Annotated in this window: 19 protein-coding genes and 1 pseudogene; 10 read left to right on the top strand and 10 right to left on the bottom strand. The window is 46.0% G+C overall.

Annotated elements, in window-relative coordinates; genetic code table 11:
• The first annotated feature begins 120 nt into the window (after nt 1-120).
• From METMI_RS0105440 to METMI_RS0105395, 9 genes and pseudogenes are all read left to right on the top strand, one after another.
• Entirely contained in the window at nt 121-3,837 is a 3,717-nt protein-coding gene (locus METMI_RS0105440; protein WP_019865247.1) for a hypothetical protein, read from the top strand.
• Nucleotides 3,838-4,020: 183 nt separating this feature from the next.
• The gene (locus METMI_RS0105435; protein ID WP_040572917.1) at nt 4,021-4,227 is read left to right on the top strand and encodes a DUF2281 domain-containing protein; all 207 of its coding nucleotides are present in this window, start codon (nt 4,021-4,023) and stop codon (nt 4,225-4,227) included.
• Entirely contained in the window at nt 4,217-4,633 is a 417-nt protein-coding gene (locus tag METMI_RS0105430; RefSeq protein WP_019865245.1) for a PIN domain-containing protein, read from the top strand. The genes METMI_RS0105435 and METMI_RS0105430 overlap by 11 nt, the downstream gene beginning before the upstream one ends.
• Before the next feature lie 162 nt (nt 4,634-4,795).
• Nucleotides 4,796-5,311, top strand: a complete 516-nt coding sequence (locus tag METMI_RS0105425; RefSeq protein ID WP_019865244.1) for a tetratricopeptide repeat protein — start codon at nt 4,796-4,798, stop codon at nt 5,309-5,311.
• 20 nt (nt 5,312-5,331) lie between these two features.
• Nucleotides 5,332-6,088, top strand: a pseudogene (locus METMI_RS28385) (IS5 family transposase).
• Entirely contained in the window at nt 6,076-6,933 is an 858-nt protein-coding gene (locus tag METMI_RS0105410; protein ID WP_083930181.1) for a sensor histidine kinase, read from the top strand. The pseudogene METMI_RS28385 and the gene METMI_RS0105410 overlap by 13 nt, the downstream one beginning before the upstream one ends.
• Before the next feature lie 2 nt (nt 6,934-6,935).
• Entirely contained in the window at nt 6,936-7,364 is a 429-nt protein-coding gene (locus METMI_RS25320; protein ID WP_019865241.1) for a response regulator transcription factor, read from the top strand.
• A gap of 2 nt (nt 7,365-7,366) precedes the next feature.
• Nucleotides 7,367-7,558, top strand: coding sequence for a hypothetical protein (locus tag METMI_RS0105400; protein ID WP_019865240.1), 192 nt, complete (start codon nt 7,367-7,369; stop codon nt 7,556-7,558).
• A complete protein-coding gene (locus tag METMI_RS0105395; protein WP_019865239.1) occupies nt 7,539-7,904 on the top strand; it encodes a PIN domain-containing protein in 366 nt (121 codons plus the stop codon). Before METMI_RS0105400 ends, METMI_RS0105395 begins: the two co-directional genes overlap by 20 nt.
• Here METMI_RS0105395 and METMI_RS0105390 read toward each other — a convergent pair.
• Nucleotides 7,894-8,400: a metal-dependent hydrolase gene (locus METMI_RS0105390; protein WP_019865237.1), complete on the bottom strand. Its 507-nt coding sequence runs from the start codon at nt 8,398-8,400 to the stop codon at nt 7,894-7,896. The two genes, METMI_RS0105395 and METMI_RS0105390, sit on opposite strands and share 11 nt — an antisense overlap.
• Before the next feature lie 2 nt (nt 8,401-8,402).
• Complete coding sequence (gene ftsH / locus METMI_RS0105385; RefSeq protein WP_019865236.1) at nt 8,403-10,325, bottom strand: ATP-dependent zinc metalloprotease FtsH; 1,923 nt, start codon at nt 10,323-10,325, stop codon at nt 8,403-8,405.
• Nucleotides 10,326-10,995: 670 nt separating this feature from the next.
• Between ftsH and METMI_RS0105380 the strand changes: the two genes are divergently transcribed.
• Nucleotides 10,996-11,367, top strand: coding sequence for a hypothetical protein (locus METMI_RS0105380; protein WP_019865235.1), 372 nt, complete (start codon nt 10,996-10,998; stop codon nt 11,365-11,367).
• Between the two features lie 9 nt (nt 11,368-11,376).
• On the opposite strand, the gene METMI_RS0105375 is transcribed toward METMI_RS0105380, so the two are convergent.
• The 8 genes from METMI_RS0105375 to METMI_RS0105340 all read right to left on the bottom strand — a co-directional run bounded on the left by METMI_RS0105375 (nt 11,377) and on the right by METMI_RS0105340 (nt 21,221).
• Nucleotides 11,377-12,294, bottom strand: a complete 918-nt coding sequence (locus METMI_RS0105375) for a response regulator transcription factor (RefSeq protein ID WP_019865234.1) — start codon at nt 12,292-12,294, stop codon at nt 11,377-11,379.
• Between the two features lie 65 nt (nt 12,295-12,359).
• On the bottom strand, nt 12,360-12,950 hold the full coding sequence (locus METMI_RS0105370; protein WP_019865233.1) for an anthranilate synthase component II: 591 nt from the start codon (nt 12,948-12,950) through the stop codon (nt 12,360-12,362).
• Between the two features lie 9 nt (nt 12,951-12,959).
• On the bottom strand, nt 12,960-14,432 hold the full coding sequence (gene trpE / locus METMI_RS0105365; protein ID WP_019865232.1) for an anthranilate synthase component I: 1,473 nt from the start codon (nt 14,430-14,432) through the stop codon (nt 12,960-12,962).
• Between the two features lie 190 nt (nt 14,433-14,622).
• Nucleotides 14,623-16,554: a sulfotransferase family protein gene (locus METMI_RS25315; protein WP_156829775.1), complete on the bottom strand. Its 1,932-nt coding sequence runs from the start codon at nt 16,552-16,554 to the stop codon at nt 14,623-14,625.
• A 14-nt stretch (nt 16,555-16,568) separates the two neighbouring features.
• Nucleotides 16,569-17,375 (bottom strand): sugar phosphate isomerase/epimerase family protein, encoded by an 807-nt coding sequence (locus tag METMI_RS0105355; protein ID WP_019865230.1) that lies wholly within the window; start codon nt 17,373-17,375, stop codon nt 16,569-16,571.
• A complete protein-coding gene (locus tag METMI_RS23210) occupies nt 17,372-18,157 on the bottom strand; it encodes an NAD-dependent epimerase/dehydratase family protein (RefSeq protein WP_019865229.1) in 786 nt (261 codons plus the stop codon). The genes METMI_RS0105355 and METMI_RS23210 overlap by 4 nt, the downstream gene beginning before the upstream one ends.
• A gap of 4 nt (nt 18,158-18,161) precedes the next feature.
• Nucleotides 18,162-19,268 (bottom strand): FAD-dependent oxidoreductase, encoded by a 1,107-nt coding sequence (locus METMI_RS0105345; RefSeq protein WP_029151493.1) that lies wholly within the window; start codon nt 19,266-19,268, stop codon nt 18,162-18,164.
• Nucleotides 19,269-19,298: 30 nt separating this feature from the next.
• On the bottom strand, nt 19,299-21,221 hold the full coding sequence (locus tag METMI_RS0105340; RefSeq protein ID WP_019865227.1) for a hypothetical protein: 1,923 nt from the start codon (nt 21,219-21,221) through the stop codon (nt 19,299-19,301).
• Between the last annotated feature and the right edge of the window lie 111 nt (nt 21,222-21,332).

Raw genomic sequence — 21,332 nt, 5'->3', positions numbered from 1 at the left:
TTTCAGCCATCTTCCAATCCCACAAGCCATTAGCGGTGGCAAAAGTCACTGTTTTTCCTTACAATAGCCCCCTTTTCCCCTCCCTTTCAGCTCTTGCCCGAAGGACATCCGTGTCCCCGCATGGGCGATTCAAACTCAAGGCTTATGGAACACAACACATTTACCCCTGGAATTCCTGGATTTACTTACGCAGACTTGTACGATGCCAACCGCTTGCAAGATTTGGCGGTGGTGTTTGACGAATCGGTAGGGCGCCACGACCCTGAATTGTTCGGGCAGTTTGCCGCTTACCGCCAAAACCAAGGCGAAGGTTTCACGCCGGAAGCCATTTCCCAATTGCTGGTCGATATGGCCCCGTATGTCGGGCAATTTGTCGCAAAGTTGTTCAATGTCAGTGCCCAACGCGACGCGCAAGCGAATTACATCAAGCAGGAAATCGACACCATTTTCACCTATAAAAATGAAGTGGTGGACAAGCTGGGCGTGTATTTCAAAGGACAGAACACCGATGACTGGAATATCCCTGAGGTGTTGAACAACTTCGATTTGTTGATTGCCGCCGCTTTCCCCGATGCGCATCAGGACGAAGATGCCGAACGCCGTGTAGCGCGGGCGGGTGCGGTGATTGGATTGTTGTCCAGCCATTACAAAAACCTCGCTAAAGGCAAGCCCAGCGATTACGCCAATGCGGACGAGCAAGTTGCCTCTATCCGTAGCAAACTCGCCGCGCATGAAGAAGCGTCTGAAACCTTCAAAGACTTATTGGCGATTGCCGACACCACGGAATTTGTCGCTGGCCTGATGGACATCGTGCAACGCTGGAGCTGGATTGCCCAACAAGACAATGATGTCGTGGCGGATTGGTTGAGCTTTAAATTCCCTGGCAAACGTGATTTTGAGCATTTGGTCGAACACGACACCATTGATAAAGGTGAATTCAGCGTTTGGATGGGCGAGTTGGAACATCGCCGCCGTCGTGATGGTTTCAAATTGACCGATCCGCGCTATAACGAGCGCCAAGTCTTGTCCGAAGTCAACCACTGCATCTACTGCCACGAGCGCGATACCGATTCTTGCTCAAAAGGGATGCGTAACAAGAAAAACAACACCTTCAAAACCGACCCGTTGGGCGAAGTCACCACGGGTTGCCCGTTGGATGAAAAAATCTCCGAAATGCATTTAGTCAAACGCGGCGGCGACAACATCGGCGCGTTGGCGATCATCATCGTCGACAATCCGATGTGTCCAGGTACCGGCCACCGGATTTGCAACGAGTGTATGAAAGGCTGTATCTACCAAAAAACCGATCCGGTCAACATCCCGCAAATCGAAACCAACGTGCTGACGGATGTGTTGTTCATGCCTTATGGCTTTGAAATTTATAGTTTTTTGACACGTTGGAACCCGTTAAACATCAAACGCCCGCACATGTTGCCTTATAACGGTAAAAATGCGCTGGTTGTGGGTTTGGGGCCGGCGGGTTACACCATGAGCCATTATTTGCTCAACGAAGGTTTTGCGGTCGCAGGGATTGATGGTTTGAAACTGGAGCCATTGCCCGTAGCATTGACAGGCGATGCCAACACCTTACCTACGCCGATTGTCGATTTCAAAGAGCTTTACGAAGATTTGGACAAACGTATCCTGGCAGGTTTCGGTGGCGTTGCCGAGTACGGCATCACTGTGCGTTGGGATAAAAACTTCTTAAAAGTCATTTACTTGACATTGCAACGCCGCGCCGCATTCCGCAGCTACGGCGGCGTGCGTTTCGGTGGCACCTTGACCATTGAAGATGCTTGGCAGTTGGGCTTTGATCATATCTGTTTGGCATCCGGCGCAGGTCAGCCGACCATTATTGATTTGAAAAACAACTTGATGCGAGGTATTCGCAAGGCTTCAGATTTTCTAATGGCCTTGCAATTGACGGGCGCGGCAAAATCCTCATCCTTGGCTAACCTGCAAGTGCGTTTGCCAGCAGGCGTGATCGGTGGCGGTTTGACGGCGATAGACACCACCACGGAATTGACGGCGTATTACCCTGTGCAAGTGGAAAAAATCTTGCACCGCTACGAAACCTTGGTGCAAACCTATGGTGAAGAAACAGTACGCCGCCGTTACGATACCGAAGAAACCATCATTTTGGATGAGTTTTTGGCACACGGTAAAGCCATCAAAGCCGAACGCGCCCGCGCCGAAGCTGAAGGTGAGTTGCCTAATTTCCAACCGTTAGTCGAAAGCTGGGGCGGCGTGACTTTGTTCTACCGCAAAGGTATCAAAGACGCGCCTGCCTATCGCCAAAACCACGAAGAAATTTCCGAAGCCTTGGAAGAAGGCATTGCCTTAGCCGAAGGCATGAGCCCTATCGCGGCGCAAGCGGATGAATTCGGGCATTTGAACGCTGTTGAATTCGACAAACTGGTGTTGGAAGAAGGCCGCTGGAAATCCAGCGCAAAAATCACCGTACCCTTACGCAATTTGTACATCGCGGCTGGCACATCGCCGAACACGATTTACCAAAGTGAATTTCCCGACACGTTTGTTATGGACAAATGGTTCTTCCAACGTTATGAGCCGCAATGGATGGAAGACGGCGCAGTCGAATTGGTGGAAATGCACGACGAAGCCAAACCTAAACTGGGCAAACCGGCACCGCTGACGTCGTACCAAAAAGACGGCAAATACATCAGCTTCTACGGTGACAACCATCCGGTGTTTGCGGGCAACGTCGTTAAGGCGATGGCGAGCGCAAAAAATGGCTACCCGTATGTTGCCAAATTGTTCGAGAAAGAACTGGCAACCCTAGACCCCGCACAGCAACCTGCGCGTGATGCTGCCTTGAAAGATTTGTTCGCCCGTTTGGATGAGTCTTTTAAAGCTACGATTGTCGCCATCAACCGCCTGACCCCAACGATTATCGAAGTGGTCGTTAAAGCGCCATTGGCGGCAGAAAAGTTCGAACCCGGCCAGTTCTACCGCGTCCAAAACTACGAAGCCTTCGCGCCTGTGGTTGAAGGCACGGTGTTGGCGGCGGAAGGATTGGCGTTGACGGGTGCGGAAGTTGATAAGGAAAACGGCACAGTGTCGTTGATTGCCTTGGAAATGGGTTCATCATCAAGATTATGCGCCAACTGGAATGTCGGCGACCCTGTGGTGTTGATGGGCGTAACCGGAACTCCCACCGAAATTCCAAGCGGACAAACGGTGCTATTGTTAGGGGGTGGCTTGGGCAACGCGGTGTTGTTCTCGATTGGTAAAGCCTTACGCGCCGCAGGCAACCGCGTGATTTATTTCGCTGGTTACAAATTCCCGCAAGACCGTTTTAAAGTCGAAGACGTGGAAGCCGCCGCTGATGTTGTGGTCTGGTCAGTGGATAAAGCCGAAGGCGTTCAGCCATTCAGCACCAACCGCCCACAAGACAAATCCTTCGTCGGCAATATCTTGGAATGTATGATCGCTTACGCGAAAGGCGAATTGGGCGAACAACCCATCTCATTGGCGGACGTGGATCACCTGATCGTCATCGGTTCCGACCGTATGATGGCAGCCGTCAAATCCGCCCGTTTCGACGTGCTGAAACCCTACCTGACCAAAGCCCACCACGCCATCGGCTCCATCAACTCGCCGATGCAGTGCATGATGAAAGGCATCTGCGCCCAATGCTTATGCAAACACGTTGATGCGGACAGCGGCAAAGAATATTTTGTTTATTCCTGCTACAACCAAGACCAAGATTTGGACAAAGTGGACTTCCCGCATTTGAATGCACGGTTGCGGCAAAATACCGTGCAGGAGAAATTGTCTAACCTTTGGTTGGATTATTTGTTGACTAAGCAATAAGGCTGTCACTAGCTGAATAATAAAAAGCCGGATAGGGCAACCTTTCCGGCTTTTTTTGTAGCAGCTAAATTGCGAATCTTTTTAAAATCTTAAAATATTTTCCGTATTAGCTCACAAGGCACTAAAATCTGGAAACAGATTAAGCCATTCACAAAAATGAATTTGCTCAAAGAGGATGATCCCATGAATATTGCTGAACGCATTTACGAAACAGTAAAAACATTGCCAGAAGATACTGCTTGTGAAGTGTTGAGCTTCGCCGAAAGCCTACAAGCCAAACAGATGGAAGATCAGGTTGCCCGCAGAAAGGCCGCTTTGGCTACATTGGCGAAATACCAAGGCCGTTTTAAGGCCGAGCCGTTTAAACGTGAAGATTGTTATGATCGTTAAAGTGTTTGCTGATACCAATTTGTTTGTTTACGCGGAAGCGCAAGACCCTGTCAAAGCAATGAAGGCGTTGGCAATAATTGAAAATTCACCCGTTATTAGCACGCAAGTCATCAATGAAACGGTAAGTGTACTGACTAAGAAATACGCGTTTTCCTTATCCGAAGCCCATGAAATTGCTGAAAGTTTATTGGATTTGTGCGAAGTGGTTGCCGTTGATGCACAAACTATCCGTAAAGCCATTACTTTGGCAAAACAATATTCATTATCGCATTGGGATAGTTTGATTGTCGCCGCTGCTTTACTTGCCGATTGTGCAACGCTTTATTCCGAAGACATGCAACATGGGCAGATATTTGAAGGCACTCTTACCGTGGTCAATCCGTTTAAATCAGGAAATCCAACATGAATAAAAAATCATCCAAACTACCCAAGCGATAGAAGGTTACAAACCTGCCAGCGCAGAGGTTGTTGAGAGAGTGCAAAAATTACGGCAGCAATATGGTATTCAAGTATTACCTCAAAAAATCTGAATTAGTTGGACATGGATTAAAAAAACGTATGAAGTCTTATGAAGCCTGACAATTTACATAAAAAAGAGCGGCTTTTTAATAAGGCTGTCAAAAAAGCAGAAGAGCGCAATGATAAGGGTTTTTTTGAAGGTGCCGCATTGGCCTATTTGGAAGCTGCTAAGTTATTTTCAGAAAAAGAGCATCCAGAATTAGTTGCCGTTTGTTTCAATGATGCAGGGCTTGTGTATACCGAAGCCAAAAAATATATACAGGCAGAGAAGTGTTTAAAACGAGCCTTAGCAATTAGAGAAAAAAAACTAGGGAAAGATAACTTAGATACTGCTAAAACTTTAAGTAGTCTGGGTGTTGTTTTTTCTGAAAAAAGAGAATTCGATATAGCAGAGGAATATTACCAGCGGGTTTTAGAAATTAGATTAAATGCACTAGAAGAAAACCATCCTGATATAGTTGGAGCTTATAACAATTTGGGAAGTCTTTATGGTGAAAAAGGAGAATTTGATAAGGCAAAAAAATATTATGAACTAGGTTCTGTTGACGTTTGTCGAATAGGTTAAGATTATCCGATTTGGATGGCATGAACCGAATAGAGCTGAGTGATGACGAGTGGGGCCGCTTATTGGCGTTCTTAAAACAATTGCCGTGCATCCATGTCGGCTGTCCCGAGCAATGCAAGCGGTTCGTTGGGGCTTGCCTGTGGATATTACGTTCGGGGGCGCAGTGGCGGGTTTTGCCGCCAACGTACGGCAAATGGAACACCATCTTCAAACGTTTCTCGCGCTGGTGCGCGAATGGGGCTTGGGAGAAACTCCTCGGATATTTTTCCGAAGCCGCTGATTTACAGGATGTTTCCATGGATGGGTCGGTAATCAGGGCACATGCCTGTGCGGCGGGGGCGGCAAACAGCTCCGCCAAGGAAGAGGCGTTGGGGGCGTTCCAAAGGTGGCTTTGGCTGCAAGATCCATGCGGTCTGTGATGCCTTGGGGCTACCGGTCAGATTCATCCTGACGGGCAGCCAAGGGGCGGAGTGCAGGCAGGCTATCCCCTTGTTGGAAAACCTCAGTGCCCGCGCCGTTTTGGCGGACAAGGCCTACGACACCAATGCCTTACGGGAGTGGTTGGAAATACGGGGGATAAAAGCCGTCATCCCGCCCAAATCGAACAGGAAAGAAGAAATTGACTGCGATTATTGCCATTATAAGGAGCGGCACGTCATCGAATGTATGTTCGGCAAGCTCAAGCACTACCGCAGGATTGCCACCAGATATGAGAAAAAAGCCATTAATTACAGGGGGATGTTGTCATTTGCCTCCGTGCTCTTATGGCTACGATGAAACGTCAACAGAACCTAGCAAATAATTCTGTCGAAATATCCCCTTTTGAAATTAAGAAGGATATTGTTGAAATAGTTACTCATAATAATCAAGTTCTACAAAAAAAAATAGAACGCCTAGATTTAGAAAACCGAGAAATCCAAGCAGCCCTCTACCAAAGTAAAAAACTCGAATACCTAGGCCAAATGGCAACCCTAATGGCGCATAATATCAACCAACCGATAGCCGTACTGCGTATGGCGGCGTCTGGCGCGTTGAGCGATGTTAACGAAAACTTATTCAATTCTGAAACTGAACTCAAACCCCTGCTGGAAAAATTGCTCGCCCAGACTGAACGTTTAAGTGACATGATGGGCAATTTTAGGCATTTTGCCCGTGGTGACCGGACGGTTTTATCAGCGGTCAATTTGAACGATGTCATCGAAGCTATTTATCAATTGCTGTTTGTCGCCCAATACCAATTGGAACAAATCGACTTGCAAAAAGAATTCAGCGCATCGCCGATTGCCTATGCCAATGAATGGGCTTTGCAGGAAATGTTGATTAGCTTATTAAGCAACGCCAGGGCGGTGGTCAAGGATAAAGCCCAGAAACAAGTCGCAATAAAAACTTGGCAACAAGACCAGCAAGTCGGCTTTTGTATTGAAGACAGTGGCGATGGTATTGCCGCAGAAAATTTGCCAAAACTATTCACACCATTTTTAAGTTCCAAAGAAGAAGGCATGGGTTTGGGGCTGTATTTTTGCCGGCAAATCACCCATGATTTAGGTGGCAGTATTGACTATTACCCTTCACCGTTAGGCGGTGCAGGTTTCAAAATTACTTTACCCGCACAGCAGGAATGACGATGGCCCAGAAATATAATTTGCTAGTGATTGACGATGAACAGCCGATTATGGATGAAATCAAAAGTTATTTTGAAAAACGCGATTTCACGGTCACAACGGCTTTAAGTGGTGAGGAAGGTTTGGAGAAATTGCGCCATCAAGCCTTTGATGTTGCGTTGATTGATTTATGTATGCCAACGATGAGCGGGCTTGAAGTGATTGAAACCATCAATGCCGAGCTAATTCCTGTCAACATTGCCATTTTGACGGGTCACGGTGGCGAGAAGGAAGCCATTGCCGCGCTGAATATGGGCGGCATCGTCCATGCGTGGTTTGCCAAAGGTAAATATGGTATGGATGAGCTTTACCAACGTGTTAAAAGGTTGGCGCAAGTGATTCCAGACGACAAATTGGACGATTTTTTCTCGATGTTTGAAACGGCGGCATAACCATGCCGAAACTGTATTATCTGGATGCCAACGCCATCATCAAGTATTCGTTTTATCAGGAATATCTGGCAAGGCATTCCCAGCAAGAAGATGGTGTGGAAATGGTAAGGTCATTGATACAAAGCGGGGAGGGGATTTTTTATTGTTCCAATTTTGCTTTGCTGGCACACGCTGTTGAAAAAATACCGCGATAACCAAAAATGTAAAATTTTTGGGGAGACATTGGCAGACCAGCAACGCAATATCGAGTTGATTTTGAAGAAACTCAGAAGAGCTCTAAAAGATTCTGGGTTGCACTTGGAAACAACGCCACTAACCGCCCATGTATTAGTCGTCGCCCAAAAGCTTACTTATAAATACGGCATTCAAAAACAAAAAATTGATTCCCTTGATGCGGTTCATTTGGCGTTAGTGTGCGAGTTATCTGATAAAAACCGACAGCCTGTGACATTAGTCACGTCTGATGAGGCGATGATAGCAATCTGTGAAATTGAAAATATCGCTGTTTTCAATCCTGTGAGTGAAACGTCTAAGTTCTGAGCAATTGGTAAGATTGTTTTCGATAAATCAATAAAGCCCAAACCCACAACGCCAACTCCAGCGCAAATGACCAATGCAGGATGAAATTTAGCCACCACGGCTGGTATAGCGCAGGTACGGTGAAGAGCGTGAACGGGCGGTCAAGGAAGGGGGCGAACCACCAGATGTCGCCGACGATGCTATCCAGGACGATATGCAAGGATCCGCCAAGACAAAACATGAAAGCCAGTGCGGCGGCTTTGCTAGTTTTGTTAAGGCGTAAATAAGCGCTTGATGCGATTAACAGGCTTAACCAAACGATAGGGAAATGGCTTGGGTAGGTGTGATGGTGGTGTTGGCGATGGTCTGCGAGATGGAAATAAAGCATATCCAAGTCGGGGGCTAACGCGCCGGCCACGCCCACAATGGATAACTTGGCCGAAATGCCCCGCGCTGAAAACTTGCCACCCAGCAGCGACGCCATGATGTATCCTGAAGGGGCGTGGCCGATGATCATTGCTAACCTAACAAAGACATAAACTCTTCCCGCTGCACCACTTCCTTTTCCTGCAACAAGTTCGCCAAGGCATCCAACACGCTACGGTTGTTGTTGATGATTTCAGTGGCGCGTTGTTCGCCTTCTGTTATGAACTCCAGGGTTTCATTGTCCAGCATACGGGCGGTTTCGTCGCTGTAATTGCGGTATTCGGAAACTTCGTTGTCCAAAAATTGCATTTGTTGGCGTTTGCCGTAGGTCACCGCGCCCATGCGTTTGCTCATGCCTAGGCTGCACACCATGCTGCGGGCGATGTCACTGGCTTTTTCCAGGTCATTTTGCGCGCCCGTTGACACGTTGCCTAGGGCAATCCGCTCGGCGATACGTCCGGCCAGGAGGATGGCGAGTTGGTCTTTCAGCTCGTTTTCCGTCAGCAAAAACTTTTCCTCGATCGGCAATTGCAAAGTAAAACCTAAGGCTGAAACGCCACGCGGGATGATGGAGATTTTGTGGACGGGTTGGCCCGTGGGGACACGTTCGGCGACTAGCGCGTGTCCGGCTTCGTGATAGGCGACGCGGCGTTTTTCTTCGGTGTTCAAGGCGCGGTTTTTCTTTTCGGGCCCGGCCAAAATGCGGTCTATCGCCGCTTCAAAATCCGCCATTTCGATTTGTTGATGATCCAAACGGGTGGCGATAATCGCTGCTTCATTGGCGATATTGGCCAAATCTGCGCCGACCAAGCCCGGTGTGCGTTTGGCGATGACCGTCACGTCAATGTCTTTTGCCAAGGTCATGCCTTTGATATGCAGTTTGAGGATTTCGATGCGGTCTTGCAAATCCGGTTTGTCGACGATGATTTGGCGGTCAAAGCGTCCGGCGCGCAATAGGGCTTTGTCGAGGATTTCCGGGCGGTTGGTCGCCGCCATGACGATCACGCCTGAAGAGGTGTCAAAACCGTCCATTTCAGTCAATAACTGGTTAAGGGTTTGTTCGCGTTCGTCATGGCTGCCTATTGCCGTTGGCCCGCTACGCGAACGGCCTATCGCGTCGAGTTCGTCTATGAAAATAATGCACGGGGCTTTACTGCGGGCTTGTTCAAACAGCTCGCGCACCCGCGCCGCGCCGACGCCGACAAACAGCTCGATAAATTCGGAACCGCTGATGTTGAAAAAGGGCACGCCCGCTTCGCCCGCCATGGCGCGGGCCAACAAGGTTTTCCCCGTTCCTGGCGGGCCGACCAGCAACACGCCTTTGGTCATGTGCCCGCCTAGTTTTTGGATTTTTTCGGGCGATTTTAAAAATTTGATGGATTCTTTAAGCTCTTGCTTGGCGCTATCGGCGCCCGCCACGTCCTCAAACGTCACTTTGGGCAAGTTATCCGCTTGGATACTGGCTTTATTGCCTAAATTTAAAAAGCCTTTTTGCATACCGGTGGTGCGGCGCATCATCCAAGACCAGAGCGCGATCAGGAGCAAAATCGGCATAACCCAATTCAAAAAGAAGTTGCCCAGCCAGTTTTCGCCGCTCCTGACGACATATTCCACGTTATTTTCTTGCAGCAATTTTGCCAGGTCGTTTTGCCACAGTGGTATGGTTAAAAATGGCCGCGGATTTTGATCGGCTTTGTCGGGTTTGATGGTGCCGGAAATGTAATGCTCGGTGACAACTGCCTTGTCGATTTTTGCTGATTTAACATCATTTAGGAACTGGCTGTAGGAGATTTCATCGCCATCCATTGCGTTGAAGGTGTTGAATATCGACAGGATGACGAAAAACAGCAATACGAAAGCAGGTATCCGCCATGGGTTGGAAGGTGGATTGCTGGTTGATGGGTTAGCTACGGGTTTGGAAGATGGCCCAAACAGCACGTTTAGCCAATTTTTTAGGGTGCGGTAAACATTACCCAATAAAGTGGTAATGAAATCAACGCTATTGTTTTTATCCATAGAACTTGTCCTCTCGCATTAGTTTGAAGAAACAATCATGAGTTGATAAGTGATCAGGCCGGCGTTTTTAATCTACGCGGTTTATACCAATCGGAGATAGGGGCTTTAATAAAGCGGCGCTTAATCTATGTTAGGAAATTTACTTATCTTCTTGACTATACCTGCCGTAAGCAGCGGGGACAAGCGTTATTGCATTGGAAATTTATGGGTTCGCTAATTTGGAAGCCAAGCTCCTGTGTACGGCAAGAAACAGCTTGCACCGCTACTGTTTTATCGTTAACAGCTATGGCCAGATTATGGCTTGCTGGTGGTTTGGCATGAAAATGCCCATTGTTACAAAAAAAACGACTATACTTCATCGCTCAGACCCATAGGGACGATGGATGTGGCTTATAAAAGCAAATAAAGGTACGGGGCTCGATTTCTGAAAATCTAAAATCCCGTGGGGAAATGGGGCTTTTGTCGGATGCGTGATTTTGGTTATTAGCCTAAATCAATGCTAATGGGTTAGCCCGATGGGGAATGGCTGGCTCAAAAAACGCCCGGATATTTCCAGAAAACCGCAGGCCGGAAGAGGGGGTCTATGGCGCCCTGTTAAAAGTGCCATGACGTATAATCCGTCACCCGCACAAAATTTTATCCAACAACTTATTAATCAGGAACCAATCAGATGCTGACAAAAAACCGTTTGGCTATTCTTGCTGGCTTGTGTGTGGCAACTTTAAGCGCCAACGCCGGTACGCTTAAAAAAGATGGCTGGACTTCCAGCAGTTGTGGGGATAAGCCAGAAACACCTGACTTGAATTTCGATTCCATTGCCGAATTTAACGATAGCATTGCCGCGTTTAACGCTTGGCAGCGGGAAGAGGCGGCAACCTACTTTGAATGCCTGACAAAAGACGCCAATGCGGATATGAAAAAAATAACCGATTCGGTCAATGCCCAGAAGAAGGAGCATGACGACATGGTTGAATACCTCAACGGGCAAGCCGCCGAATTTAAGAAACAGGCCGAGGACAAGAAAACCCCGCCTGGCCAGTGACCATTGGCGTCAATATGCACCGGTACGTTGTAGCACCATGGCGACGGCGGCGGCACGGGTGGTGACACCGAGCTTTTCATAAATATGTTCTAAATGTTTATTGACAGTCCGGTGACTGCTTTCCAGGATCAAGCCGACTTCTTTGTTGGTTTTTCCGCGTGAGATCCACATTAATATTTCTGCTTCACGGAACGTCAGCCCCAACGCATCTTTTAACGATTCCAGATTCCATTCGCCAGAGCATTTTTTTAGCAACAGCAAATATTCGCCTACATTCTGGCAAGCGGCCATTCTGATGCTAAAACCGGTATGGGTGCGGTACTCATCGGCTAGCCCGTCGGCATTTTGGCGGCCATTTTTAAACCATTCGAGCAAGGGTTTCGGCAAATGGCCACCTACGTTTATGGGGGCGTTCTGTATAAAATCTGCAAGCATGGCCCGCGCCGCCGGTGTCAGCCAAGTAATTGAACCGTCATGGTCCACTGCAAGTGCGCAAAAGGGGCTTTGGTTCAAGGCGTTTTCCGCCCGCTGCCTATCCCTCGCCAGCGCCAAGTGCACTTCTATGCGGGCCAACACTTCAGGCGGGCGTATGGGTTTGACAATATAATCCAAACCACCCTCATCAAAACCGCGCAATAAATTATCCAGTTCGCTCAGGCCGGTCATGAACAATACCGGGATGCTTGTTGTGGTGAGGTCGGATTTAAGGCGGCGGCAGGTTTCAAAACCATCTATACCGGGCATGACCACATCCATGAGGATAATGTCGGGTTTTAAATAGCCGATTTGTTCTATGGCCGCCAGGCCATCGGTTGCAACCAACACCCGGTATCCGGCTTCCGACAGCGTGTCAGACAACAACGCCAGATTGCCTGGCGTGTCGTCGACAATCATGATGGTGCCGTTAGATGAGGTGGTTGTGTCCATGACATGTGACTGGCAAATGGATTGGCAAGCTTGAAACCAACTACAGGCTGATGATTTAAGGGTATCTAGCGTTTCAGGAAGTTATCCAACAAGTCATGGCCATGCTCGGTCAAGATCGACTCAGGATGGAACTGCACCCCTTCTACATCCAAGGTCTTATGGCGCACGCCCATAATCTCATCAATATTGCCCCCTTCGTCTTGAGTCCATGCCGTAATTTCCAGACATTCAGGTAGGCTATCTTGTCCGATCACCAAGGAGTGGTAGCGTGTGGCGGTGAATGGGTTGCTCAGGCCTTTGAATACGCCCACATCATGATGATAGACCAGGGAGGTTTTGCCATGCATGATGCGTTTGGCATGGATGATCTGGCCTCCAAACGCATAGCCAATGCTTTGATGCCCTAAGCAAACGCCCAGCACAGGGATACGCCCCGCGAACTTAAGGATGGCCTCAACCGATACGCCCGCTTCTTTAGGTGAACAGGGGCCGGGCGAAATGACGATTTTGTCAGGGCATAACCGTTGGATTTCATCAACGGTCACTTGGTCGTTACGCACGACGGTGACATCGGCCCCTAGTTCGCCAAAATACTGCACCAAATTGTAGGTGAAGGAATCGTAATTATCGATCATGACGACTTTTATTGCTTGCATAACGTCTCCTTATAATCCGGCTTCCGCCATCGTGGCCGCACGGAAAATAGCGCGTCCCTTATTCATGGTTTCTTCCCATTCGCTAGCCGGCACCGAATCGTAGACGATGCCCGCACCGGCTTGTATATACAGGGTATTGCCCTTAATCACCGCCGTCCTGATGGCAATCGCCGTGTCCAAGTTGCCCGACCAGGAAATGTATCCGACCGCACCGGAATAGACGCCACGCTTGACGGGCTCCAATTCATCAATGATTTCCATTGCCCTAATTTTGGGGGCGCCGCTTACCGTGCCTGCCGGGAAGGTCGCCGCCAAGACATCAAAAGCGGATTGCCCGGCCTTGAGGGTTCCGGTCACATTGGAGACGATGTGCATGACATGCGAATAACGTTCGACGATCATTTTTTCGGTCAATTGCACGCTGCCGATTTCCGCCACCCGTCCGGTGTCGTTGCGGCCCAAATCAATCAGCATCAAATGCTCGGCAATTTCTTTCGGGTCGGCCAACAAATCTTTTTCCAAAGCCAAATCTTGTTCAGGCGTTGTCCCACGGCGGCGGGTTCCGGCAATCGGGCGCACGGTCACGGTGTTGTCTTCCAGCCTCACCAAAATTTCCGGCGACGAACCCACGATATGGAAATCGTCCAGGTTCAAATAGAACATATACGGCGAAGGGTTCAGGCAGCGTAAGGCACGGTAGAGGTTCAGCGGGGTTGCGGTATACGGTATGGACATGCGCTGTGATAAGACCACTTGCATGATGTCGCCATCGGTGATGTATTCTTTGGCTTTGCGTACGGCATCCTCATAACCTTGCTGGGTAAAACCCGAGACAAAATCGGCCTCATCAACCGTTTTTGGCTGATGGGACGGAGCGGTTTTGATTTGCAAAGTGCGGAGCCTTACGGCCAGGTCATCCAGCCTCGTGGCCGCTTGCCCATAAGCGTCGCTTGCTTCTGGGTTGGCATGGGTCAGGAGCAGCATTTTGCCGGACAAATTATCAAACACCAGCATATCCTCCGACACCATCAGGACAATATCAGGGCAATTGATCGGGTCTGGCTTGGTGGCTTTACAAACCCTGGGTTCAATGTAAGCAATGGTCTCATAACCGAAATAACCGACTAGGCCGCCATAGAAACGGGGCAGCCCTTCAACATCGGGGACTTTATAATTCGATTTAAACTGTTCGATCCACACCAGCGGATTATCATGGCTTACGCTTTCTGACAACATGCCGTTTTGTTCCACACGGATGTCTTTGCCAGTGATCTTGACGACGGTTTGGCAAGGCAAGCCGATAATTGAATAACGCCCCCATTGCTCACCACCATGGACGGATTCAAAGAGGTAGGAATAAGCACCATCCGCCAATTTAAGGTAAGCGCTTAATGGCGTATCCAAATCGGCGAGGACTTCACGGCTAACCGGGATGCGGTTATAGCCTTGTCGGGCGTAAATAGCGAATTGTTCTGGGGTCATGGTTGTTGGCACAGGCTGTTATTGCTGGAACCCAAGCATAGCAAGGTGTGGTTAAGCGTTGGATTATAACCGAAAGCCATTCCATTTAGCCTGTGCAAATGTATGAAACCATCAAACTAAAATTTTGGGGGGGTATTGCCGGAATTAATGGGGGAAATATTATTATCAATAAGGCGCCATTAATATGGGGTTAAGCCGTTTTTCTGATAATTTGCTGAATCTCTTCTTGCTCAAACAATTTATTGATCTGTGCGGTCAGTTGCCTTCCCTGCTTTTCAGTCTGCTGTTGCATAAATGACACTTGCTTTAAGTCGTTATTTTTGTCCCTAATTATGCTGCCGTACAGGCTGTCTGCCCGTGCCATTTCATCCGAAATACGATTAAATTGCCCTTGGAGTTGTTGCCCGTCATCTTTATGCGCGGACCATTTATCCAGAATCTCAAAAACCTGCGATACCCAACCTGGGAAATCCGCTTCGCTTAAGTCCGTGTCAGTTATCCGCTGATGATAATGTTGCCCGTCAAGAAACCCTTTAACTTGTTTTTCACTTTCTTGAATATTAGGTGCGTCTATTTCGCATTGCCCGGTGATGGTTTGGATCACTTTTTCAGGGTTTGTTAATGCTTGGGAATAACTGACAAAGCACCGTTTGATCCCGCGGGTATGCCGCTCGGCATTTAAGATGTGCCGTAACCATAATAAAAATGATTTTTCTAGCGTAAACCCTTCCCTATTTTGTAAGGATTTTGCAACTTCAAGAGGGTGCCTATAAGGCATGATGACCCTTAGCTCCACATTTAAGCCTTCCAATACTCCAAGCCATAAAGGCATTAGATTGCACATTCGCGGGTCTTTGATGACAAACCGCTGTGAGCCGCTAAAAGTTCTAACAATATAATCGGTTAAAAGGAATTTATAACGGTCAATTTCAGGCGTTTGAAAAATATCGGCATTGATTGGCAATATATCATCCCAGCTAGAACCCAATGCAGAAAGTATTTCATCATGTAATTCCCTTAACTCGACAGATTCCCAATAACCTGTCGGATTAGCGGGTGTAGGGGGCATCAAGTCAGTTGTCACGTCTAAACCCAATAGATTTGTCATCCGGGTTACCGCCGAAGTCCCGCTACGGTGCATACCTAAAATTAATACCGCCAGCTTTCTGTTAGCCGAAAATTGTTCGACCATGGACGGGGATGCCATATTTTGGCACAACCAAGGATGGCCTTTTCTGCCCTCTTTATTTCCTGTAACGGAAAAATGATGAAATGGGTCGAGGCCGTCCGTCTCGTTGGCAATTTTTATATCCTGGTAATTTGCCAAATAAAATGCCCTATCGAAATAGGGGCACGGTGAAAAACCATGGCGCCGGAACTCAACGCCTTGGCGTTGTAATTGTGTAAGATAATAAGCTAACGGATCTATATCTGCGGGTAGGCTTTGGGATTGACGCACATGCTCATTGCTAAAATGTTCAATAGGCTGGATATTTTCCTCATGAAAATGTGCCAGATAATGTAGTAGCGGATTTTTGAAGGGCTGGTCTTGGAGATAATTTTTCCGATACCAATCACAATCAAATAAATAGTTTGGGGTCGGTGATTTGTCACGGTAACCGTTGGAATGCCTGAAAAAATGCACTAAGGGATGGTGCGGATGCAGATCAAGCTTTTCGATATTTTTATAACGGGTAGCATTAAATAGACGGTGTGGGGATATTTTTTTGCTATTAGGATGCGCCAAAAATTGACTTAAGCTACTTATCTCAATTTTAATGCCCTGTTCGTGCAAATACTGACAGTCCAATAAAGGAAAGTGCTGGTCGAAATCAACAACCAACTGCCAACAGGCCAGTTTTTTCAAGGCGGCAAAGGATTCTTCAATGGCATCCTTTTGTTGTGCGGGCAGTTCGGAATGGCACAACTGTTGTTCAAACTGAACTTTCATCCAGATAATTTCTACTGCCAGCCAATCCGGCAGAGGATTAATATCCCCTGATATTGCCATTAATTCTAATTTTTCTAATGGCTCAGACCAATTTTCAATCATTTCCGCAGTATCAAAAATTGCCGTCAACTCTACCATTATTAACCGTTCTTTACTGTTATCTCGTTCCATATACAGACATATTTCTACTGGTCGTTGTATGTATTGCGAACAAACCGGATTGCTTCAGTTACGGATTTAATGGGATCAGAGCTTTCCTTCATTTCTATGGATAACCAACGATCATAACCAACATTATTTAAAGCGCTTGCCGCAGAAGTATGGGCTGCTTTGGGTGATGAAAAATCTGCCAATTCAGGCTCTGCAATATGAAAATGTATCAAATGTACGGCACCCTCACGGATTGCATCATCAATGGCGTCTCCACCAAGAAATACACAACCGGTATCTAAATGCAAACCGATAGCGGGATGGTTAATGGCCTTGACGAGTTCCAAATCCTCACGGGCGGTTAGAATGAAATCCGAACCATAAAAGGGAGGGACTGGCTCAATGCCTATTTTCATCCGCCCCTGGCAAATGTCCCCTAATTTTGCGAACCGCTCAGCGGCCATTTGCAAGGCAACCTCCATTTCTATTTCACCCCGCTGACGATTTTTGGGGGCTCCAAACACCGCCACTTCGGCACCCAACTCGGCGGCGATATCAGCAAGTTTGTCAACATGTGCGCACATGATGTCAAAGCCGCTGGCATTACCTAATAATTGCGCAGCTGGGTTGCCAAAGAAAATGGCTTGCAATGAGCTAACAGACAAACCGATGCCATTAAGTTTTTTTCGGAAATCGGCAAGCATGGGTTGGGTTATTGAATCCCAGCTACCAATTTTGGTCGGAGCAACCTCCACACCCGAAACACCTAAGGCAGGCAACATTGAAAATATTTCATCCTGTTCTGCTTGCCCCCAGGCAAGATTAGATATTGCCAGTTTCATTCGCCATGACTCCTTGCGCTTTCAATAAAACGAAATAACTCAAATAGGATTTCATCATGCCCAACCACATAAGGTGAGTTGCGGCCAAATAAATGCCCGTATTTTGTATGCATATCGTAATGCATTTCCGGAGCCGGGTTGCCGCCGATTTCAATCGAGGGGAAATAATTATCTTTAATCGTTCCTGTTGCTATCGGTTCGGCGGCCAGGTTTATCAAAGGGACATCGGCTTTTTCAATAATAGCCATGTCATCAGGCAAACGTCGCAATGGATACCACTGAAAAGACGATTTTGGATTAATAACGTCAAGCCCATTGGCATTCATGAAATCATAAATGACATTTTTCTTAAGTCCCGAGCCAAATAGCGCAGGTAACCGGATAATGTGATATTTTGGAAAATGTTGTTTAACAAATTCTTCTACATATAAGCGATGGCGTCCATAAACATGCAAACCATCAGGATTGGGATCGGTGTCTTCGTTGACGCCATTGATTTCACGATAAACATCTATCGTGGAAATTAGTACAAACACATCAGTTTTGACCCTTTCAAGGTAGCCTAGCAAGCGGTCTATTTGCGCTTTATCTTGTTCCGGGTTCTGGTTAGCCCACCATTTGACGGCACTCACCCCGGCGCAAACAACTTTATCAAAAGTTTTTCCAGCAATATTTTCAATATTTTTGGAATTGTAGTGCTCATTGAACGGCATGGCCTGCGCAAGATTAGAGCCGACAAATCCGGTGTGTCCGATAAGTGCACTTTTATAATCATTAGTCATTATATTACCCTTGAAAATATTCAGCAGAACCAATTTCTTGTCTTAACATACTAGGTACTTTAGCAAATTGTAAATTTTCTAAAGATTCAAGCATCGATAAGATACGTTCCGTTGCAAAAAATACGGTATCAATTTTTCCAGACATTACCGAAAAAACCCGGCCTTGCTTAAACACATGGCATGAGCGGTCATCGTAACTGGCGATAGGTTTGGTCTTAATGGAAAATTGTGGCGCAACAAACCTAAAGCGTTCATTAAAATCAGGCACATAATGGGCAATTTGTGCCTCCATTTGTTTGACTTTCGAAGTTACGAATTCTTGGTTCAGTTGATTTCTTACCGCCCTTGCTTCTGAGGAAGAAGAAAATCGACCTATTGGCGTGTGCGGCACACTGGAAAGGGTGTAAAGGGAAGCTTCTTCAGTCGGATAGATTGAACACAAAGGGCCGTCAACAAAAGTCAGCGCGGGGAAAATTTCCCTAGTGTCTTTTGATTCGTAATACAACAAAATAGTTGGCTCATAAAACACTTCCATGGGCGGCTTTCTGAAATGCCCCCAGGTCGCGTCAATGACGTAATCAAAGCATTCACCATTGACGTAAACCTTATCCGCCTTTTCTTCAATGGACTCTATCTTTTGGTTGAAGATTAACCGATCGCCTAATCGTTGCTTAAAATAAACCCGCGCACTTTCCGTATGTAACACCCGTTCTTCAGTGACAAGATAACCTTCGATATTGTTTATCTTAAAATCAATGTCAATCGCTTCGGAAAAATCAATCCCCGAAGCCGTCATGATTAACCGATAGGTCAGAAAATCCATCAATGAATCCTGCTCAGGGACGGCATAAATGTTATTAACGACTTGTCCGCTCAGTGATGGATAACGTTCCATAAAGCGCATATAACCGTCACGCGATTGCATTCGGGTGTTGTAATGGCGGGCATAGTGAAACCCTAAGTGTAATCGAAACTGATTATTACCAGACGCCTCATGTAATGGTCTGGCATTCATTTCAAATACTTTGGTCTCCATACCCAACGCATCAAGTGATGACGCGAGATGACAGCCGTACCAACCTGCACCGATAATAGCTATAGAATATGACATTATGCTTTCCCTGTTATCTGAAGAATAATCTTACAACCCATTTAATCGCCCATACCGTTCGGTCATTTCACTGGTTTTTTTATATAACGCATCAATTGATACGTTAAAGTTCGCTCGCGGCCCATGTATAATGCTAACCTCGTCTATATCCTCTATTTCTGTTAGGTCAATATATTCGCAAGGCATCGCGCCTTCAAGGTATTTGGGGTCATCATAAATATGTAAGTCTCCAGCCGTATGCGCTAACATTTTTCTATTAGAAAACACTATCCCTGGCATGTTAGCTACCCATTTGCATTTTGCCAGCCCAGCTCCCCATGGGGCTACGAAAAAATCACTTTGCAAACACCAGCTAATACTTTCTCTGACACTACAACCTATCGTATTGAATACGGTTATGGCATTTGAAGTGAGTGCTTCTTTAATGCGTTCTGCGGTTTCATATTCAGTATCAAATAAGTCAACACCTTTGCTTGATTTAATCAAAGATTCTGAATGGCTTTTCATTTTGCTACCTGAGCTATTAACATTATGTCCGTCAATTACTAGCGCAATGTTGCCATGATGGTTTTCGGATAATTTGGTGATAACTTTACAAATGCCACTTTCTTGGTCTATCCAACTTCTATTATCGAATCTCAATGTGAACAATATGACAATACTAAAATGCTTTTTTGAAAAACAACTAAATTCATCGGAATATTCTTCATATCCAAGTTTTGAATAATCAATAATTTTTTTAGTAAGGCTTTTACTTATATATTGATCGCCTGGTTTAACCAATAAATGGAGGTCTTTATAAATGTGATGGGCTAACATATTGGAGCCTATTTTATAATTTTTTCCTTTTAATGCGGGGAATAAAATATCGATAGGAGCATAAATTTCACTATTTTGAAATATGTAAAATTTATCCAGTTTATCTAAAGCATGACGCTTGTCCATCCTTTCTATGGCAGATAATTCGTTCCATAGATTGTGGCCTACATGGCTGTATTCACAAAAGCTTACTGGCGTTTTTTCCGACTCGCTTATGAGATAAGGTTTTATTAAATGCCAATCCTTTAAAACTTTTAACAAACCTGCGTCTATAATTTTTTGGTTTATATAAATTCCCTGTTTTACCCCCCGAAAAAAAATTACATGCTGTTTTGGAAAAAAAATAGCATACTTAACATTAAAATGAGAATGGCATATTAAAAAAAAGATTTCATTTTCAGCCTGAAATCTGTACATAACAGTGGAGGTTGATAGAAGAAGTGAGTCATTACTTTGAATTAATTTACCCGTAAACGGGCATTTTATTTCAACATGGCCGTTTATTATGGCTTCGTCTTGCCAATTTTCAGTATAGGAAGAAAAAGATGATAGCGCATCCATCAAATAATTTTTTGTAATTGATGGATAAACGTCATTAAATAAATCGGTTTGGTCGTTTGCCGCTGAAAGATCTATAAACTGACAGGGAAAGGTAAACGGATTGACGATTAGATTTATATTTTGAATAACATTATTAGAAATGAATAGTTCAGATGGCGAAAAATCAGGATTGTTTTGAAGCAAATTTGGCGTAATTAAAGAATACCAGACCCTATATAACACATCGCTAAGATATAGTGACCATAACTTAGCGTATGGTGTATCGTTGTATTTGCTATCATTAAGTAAATTTCCGTTAGCGAAAAATGTCAATTGATCATTTAAAAACCAAAGATCATCACTGCCATTTATATGCGTCCATAAGACAATATACAATGTGCCATCACCTAGCTTTAGAACTGATTTTGCTTCCCATCCATTATTGGGCGCGACATTATTCCCCTTGTTTTGTAAATAACAAGGCAAACCTGTATCGTGTTTTATAAAAAAATAACCGGAACCAGTGTCCTGTAATGGGTAAGTAGGATATAGACCGGATTTTATGAATAAATCGGGTTGGACGGCATCTAACATATTTTTGTTCTCTATATGTGTTTTGAGGTCTTTTGATAAAATGGACAAATGGAAACATCAATCATAACTGTCAAGCAATAAGTAAGCGAAGAGTCCCGTTCGCCTGTATCC

Origin of the sequence: Methylovulum miyakonense HT12 (genome assembly GCF_000384075.1) — a bacterium.
In the GTDB taxonomy this organism is placed as follows: domain Bacteria; phylum Pseudomonadota; class Gammaproteobacteria; order Methylococcales; family Methylomonadaceae; genus Methylovulum; species Methylovulum miyakonense.
This window is presented reverse-complemented; position numbering and strand designations above follow the sequence as displayed.

What these genes read in the sequence shown, in the direction of transcription:
- METMI_RS0105430 (WP_019865245.1), top strand. Translation starts at nt 4,217, where the DNA reads ATGATCGTTAAAGTGTTTGCTGATACCAATTTGTTTGTTTACGCGGAA.
- METMI_RS23210 (WP_019865229.1), bottom strand. Translation starts at nt 18,157, where the DNA reads ATGACTAATGATTATAAAAGTGCACTTATCGGACACACCGGATTTGTC.
- METMI_RS0105380 (WP_019865235.1), top strand. Translation starts at nt 10,996, where the DNA reads ATGCTGACAAAAAACCGTTTGGCTATTCTTGCTGGCTTGTGTGTGGCA.
- METMI_RS0105400 (WP_019865240.1), top strand. Translation starts at nt 7,367, where the DNA reads ATGCCGAAACTGTATTATCTGGATGCCAACGCCATCATCAAGTATTCG.
- METMI_RS0105370 (WP_019865233.1), bottom strand. Translation starts at nt 12,950, where the DNA reads ATGCAAGCAATAAAAGTCGTCATGATCGATAATTACGATTCCTTCACC.
- trpE (WP_019865232.1), bottom strand. Translation starts at nt 14,432, where the DNA reads ATGACCCCAGAACAATTCGCTATTTACGCCCGACAAGGCTATAACCGC.
- METMI_RS0105440 (WP_019865247.1), top strand. Translation starts at nt 121, where the DNA reads ATGGGCGATTCAAACTCAAGGCTTATGGAACACAACACATTTACCCCT.
- METMI_RS0105355 (WP_019865230.1), bottom strand. Translation starts at nt 17,375, where the DNA reads ATGAAACTGGCAATATCTAATCTTGCCTGGGGGCAAGCAGAACAGGAT.
- METMI_RS25320 (WP_019865241.1), top strand. Translation starts at nt 6,936, where the DNA reads ATGGCCCAGAAATATAATTTGCTAGTGATTGACGATGAACAGCCGATT.
- METMI_RS0105340 (WP_019865227.1), bottom strand. Translation starts at nt 21,221, where the DNA reads ATGTTAGATGCCGTCCAACCCGATTTATTCATAAAATCCGGTCTATAT.
- METMI_RS0105375 (WP_019865234.1), bottom strand. Translation starts at nt 12,294, where the DNA reads ATGGACACAACCACCTCATCTAACGGCACCATCATGATTGTCGACGAC.
- METMI_RS0105390 (WP_019865237.1), bottom strand. Translation starts at nt 8,400, where the DNA reads ATGATCATCGGCCACGCCCCTTCAGGATACATCATGGCGTCGCTGCTG.
- METMI_RS0105425 (WP_019865244.1), top strand. Translation starts at nt 4,796, where the DNA reads ATGAAGCCTGACAATTTACATAAAAAAGAGCGGCTTTTTAATAAGGCT.
- METMI_RS0105345 (WP_029151493.1), bottom strand. Translation starts at nt 19,268, where the DNA reads ATGTCATATTCTATAGCTATTATCGGTGCAGGTTGGTACGGCTGTCAT.
- METMI_RS0105435 (WP_040572917.1), top strand. Translation starts at nt 4,021, where the DNA reads ATGAATATTGCTGAACGCATTTACGAAACAGTAAAAACATTGCCAGAA.
- METMI_RS0105410 (WP_083930181.1), top strand. Translation starts at nt 6,076, where the DNA reads ATGGCTACGATGAAACGTCAACAGAACCTAGCAAATAATTCTGTCGAA.
- METMI_RS25315 (WP_156829775.1), bottom strand. Translation starts at nt 16,554, where the DNA reads ATGGAACGAGATAACAGTAAAGAACGGTTAATAATGGTAGAGTTGACG.
- ftsH (WP_019865236.1), bottom strand. Translation starts at nt 10,325, where the DNA reads ATGGATAAAAACAATAGCGTTGATTTCATTACCACTTTATTGGGTAAT.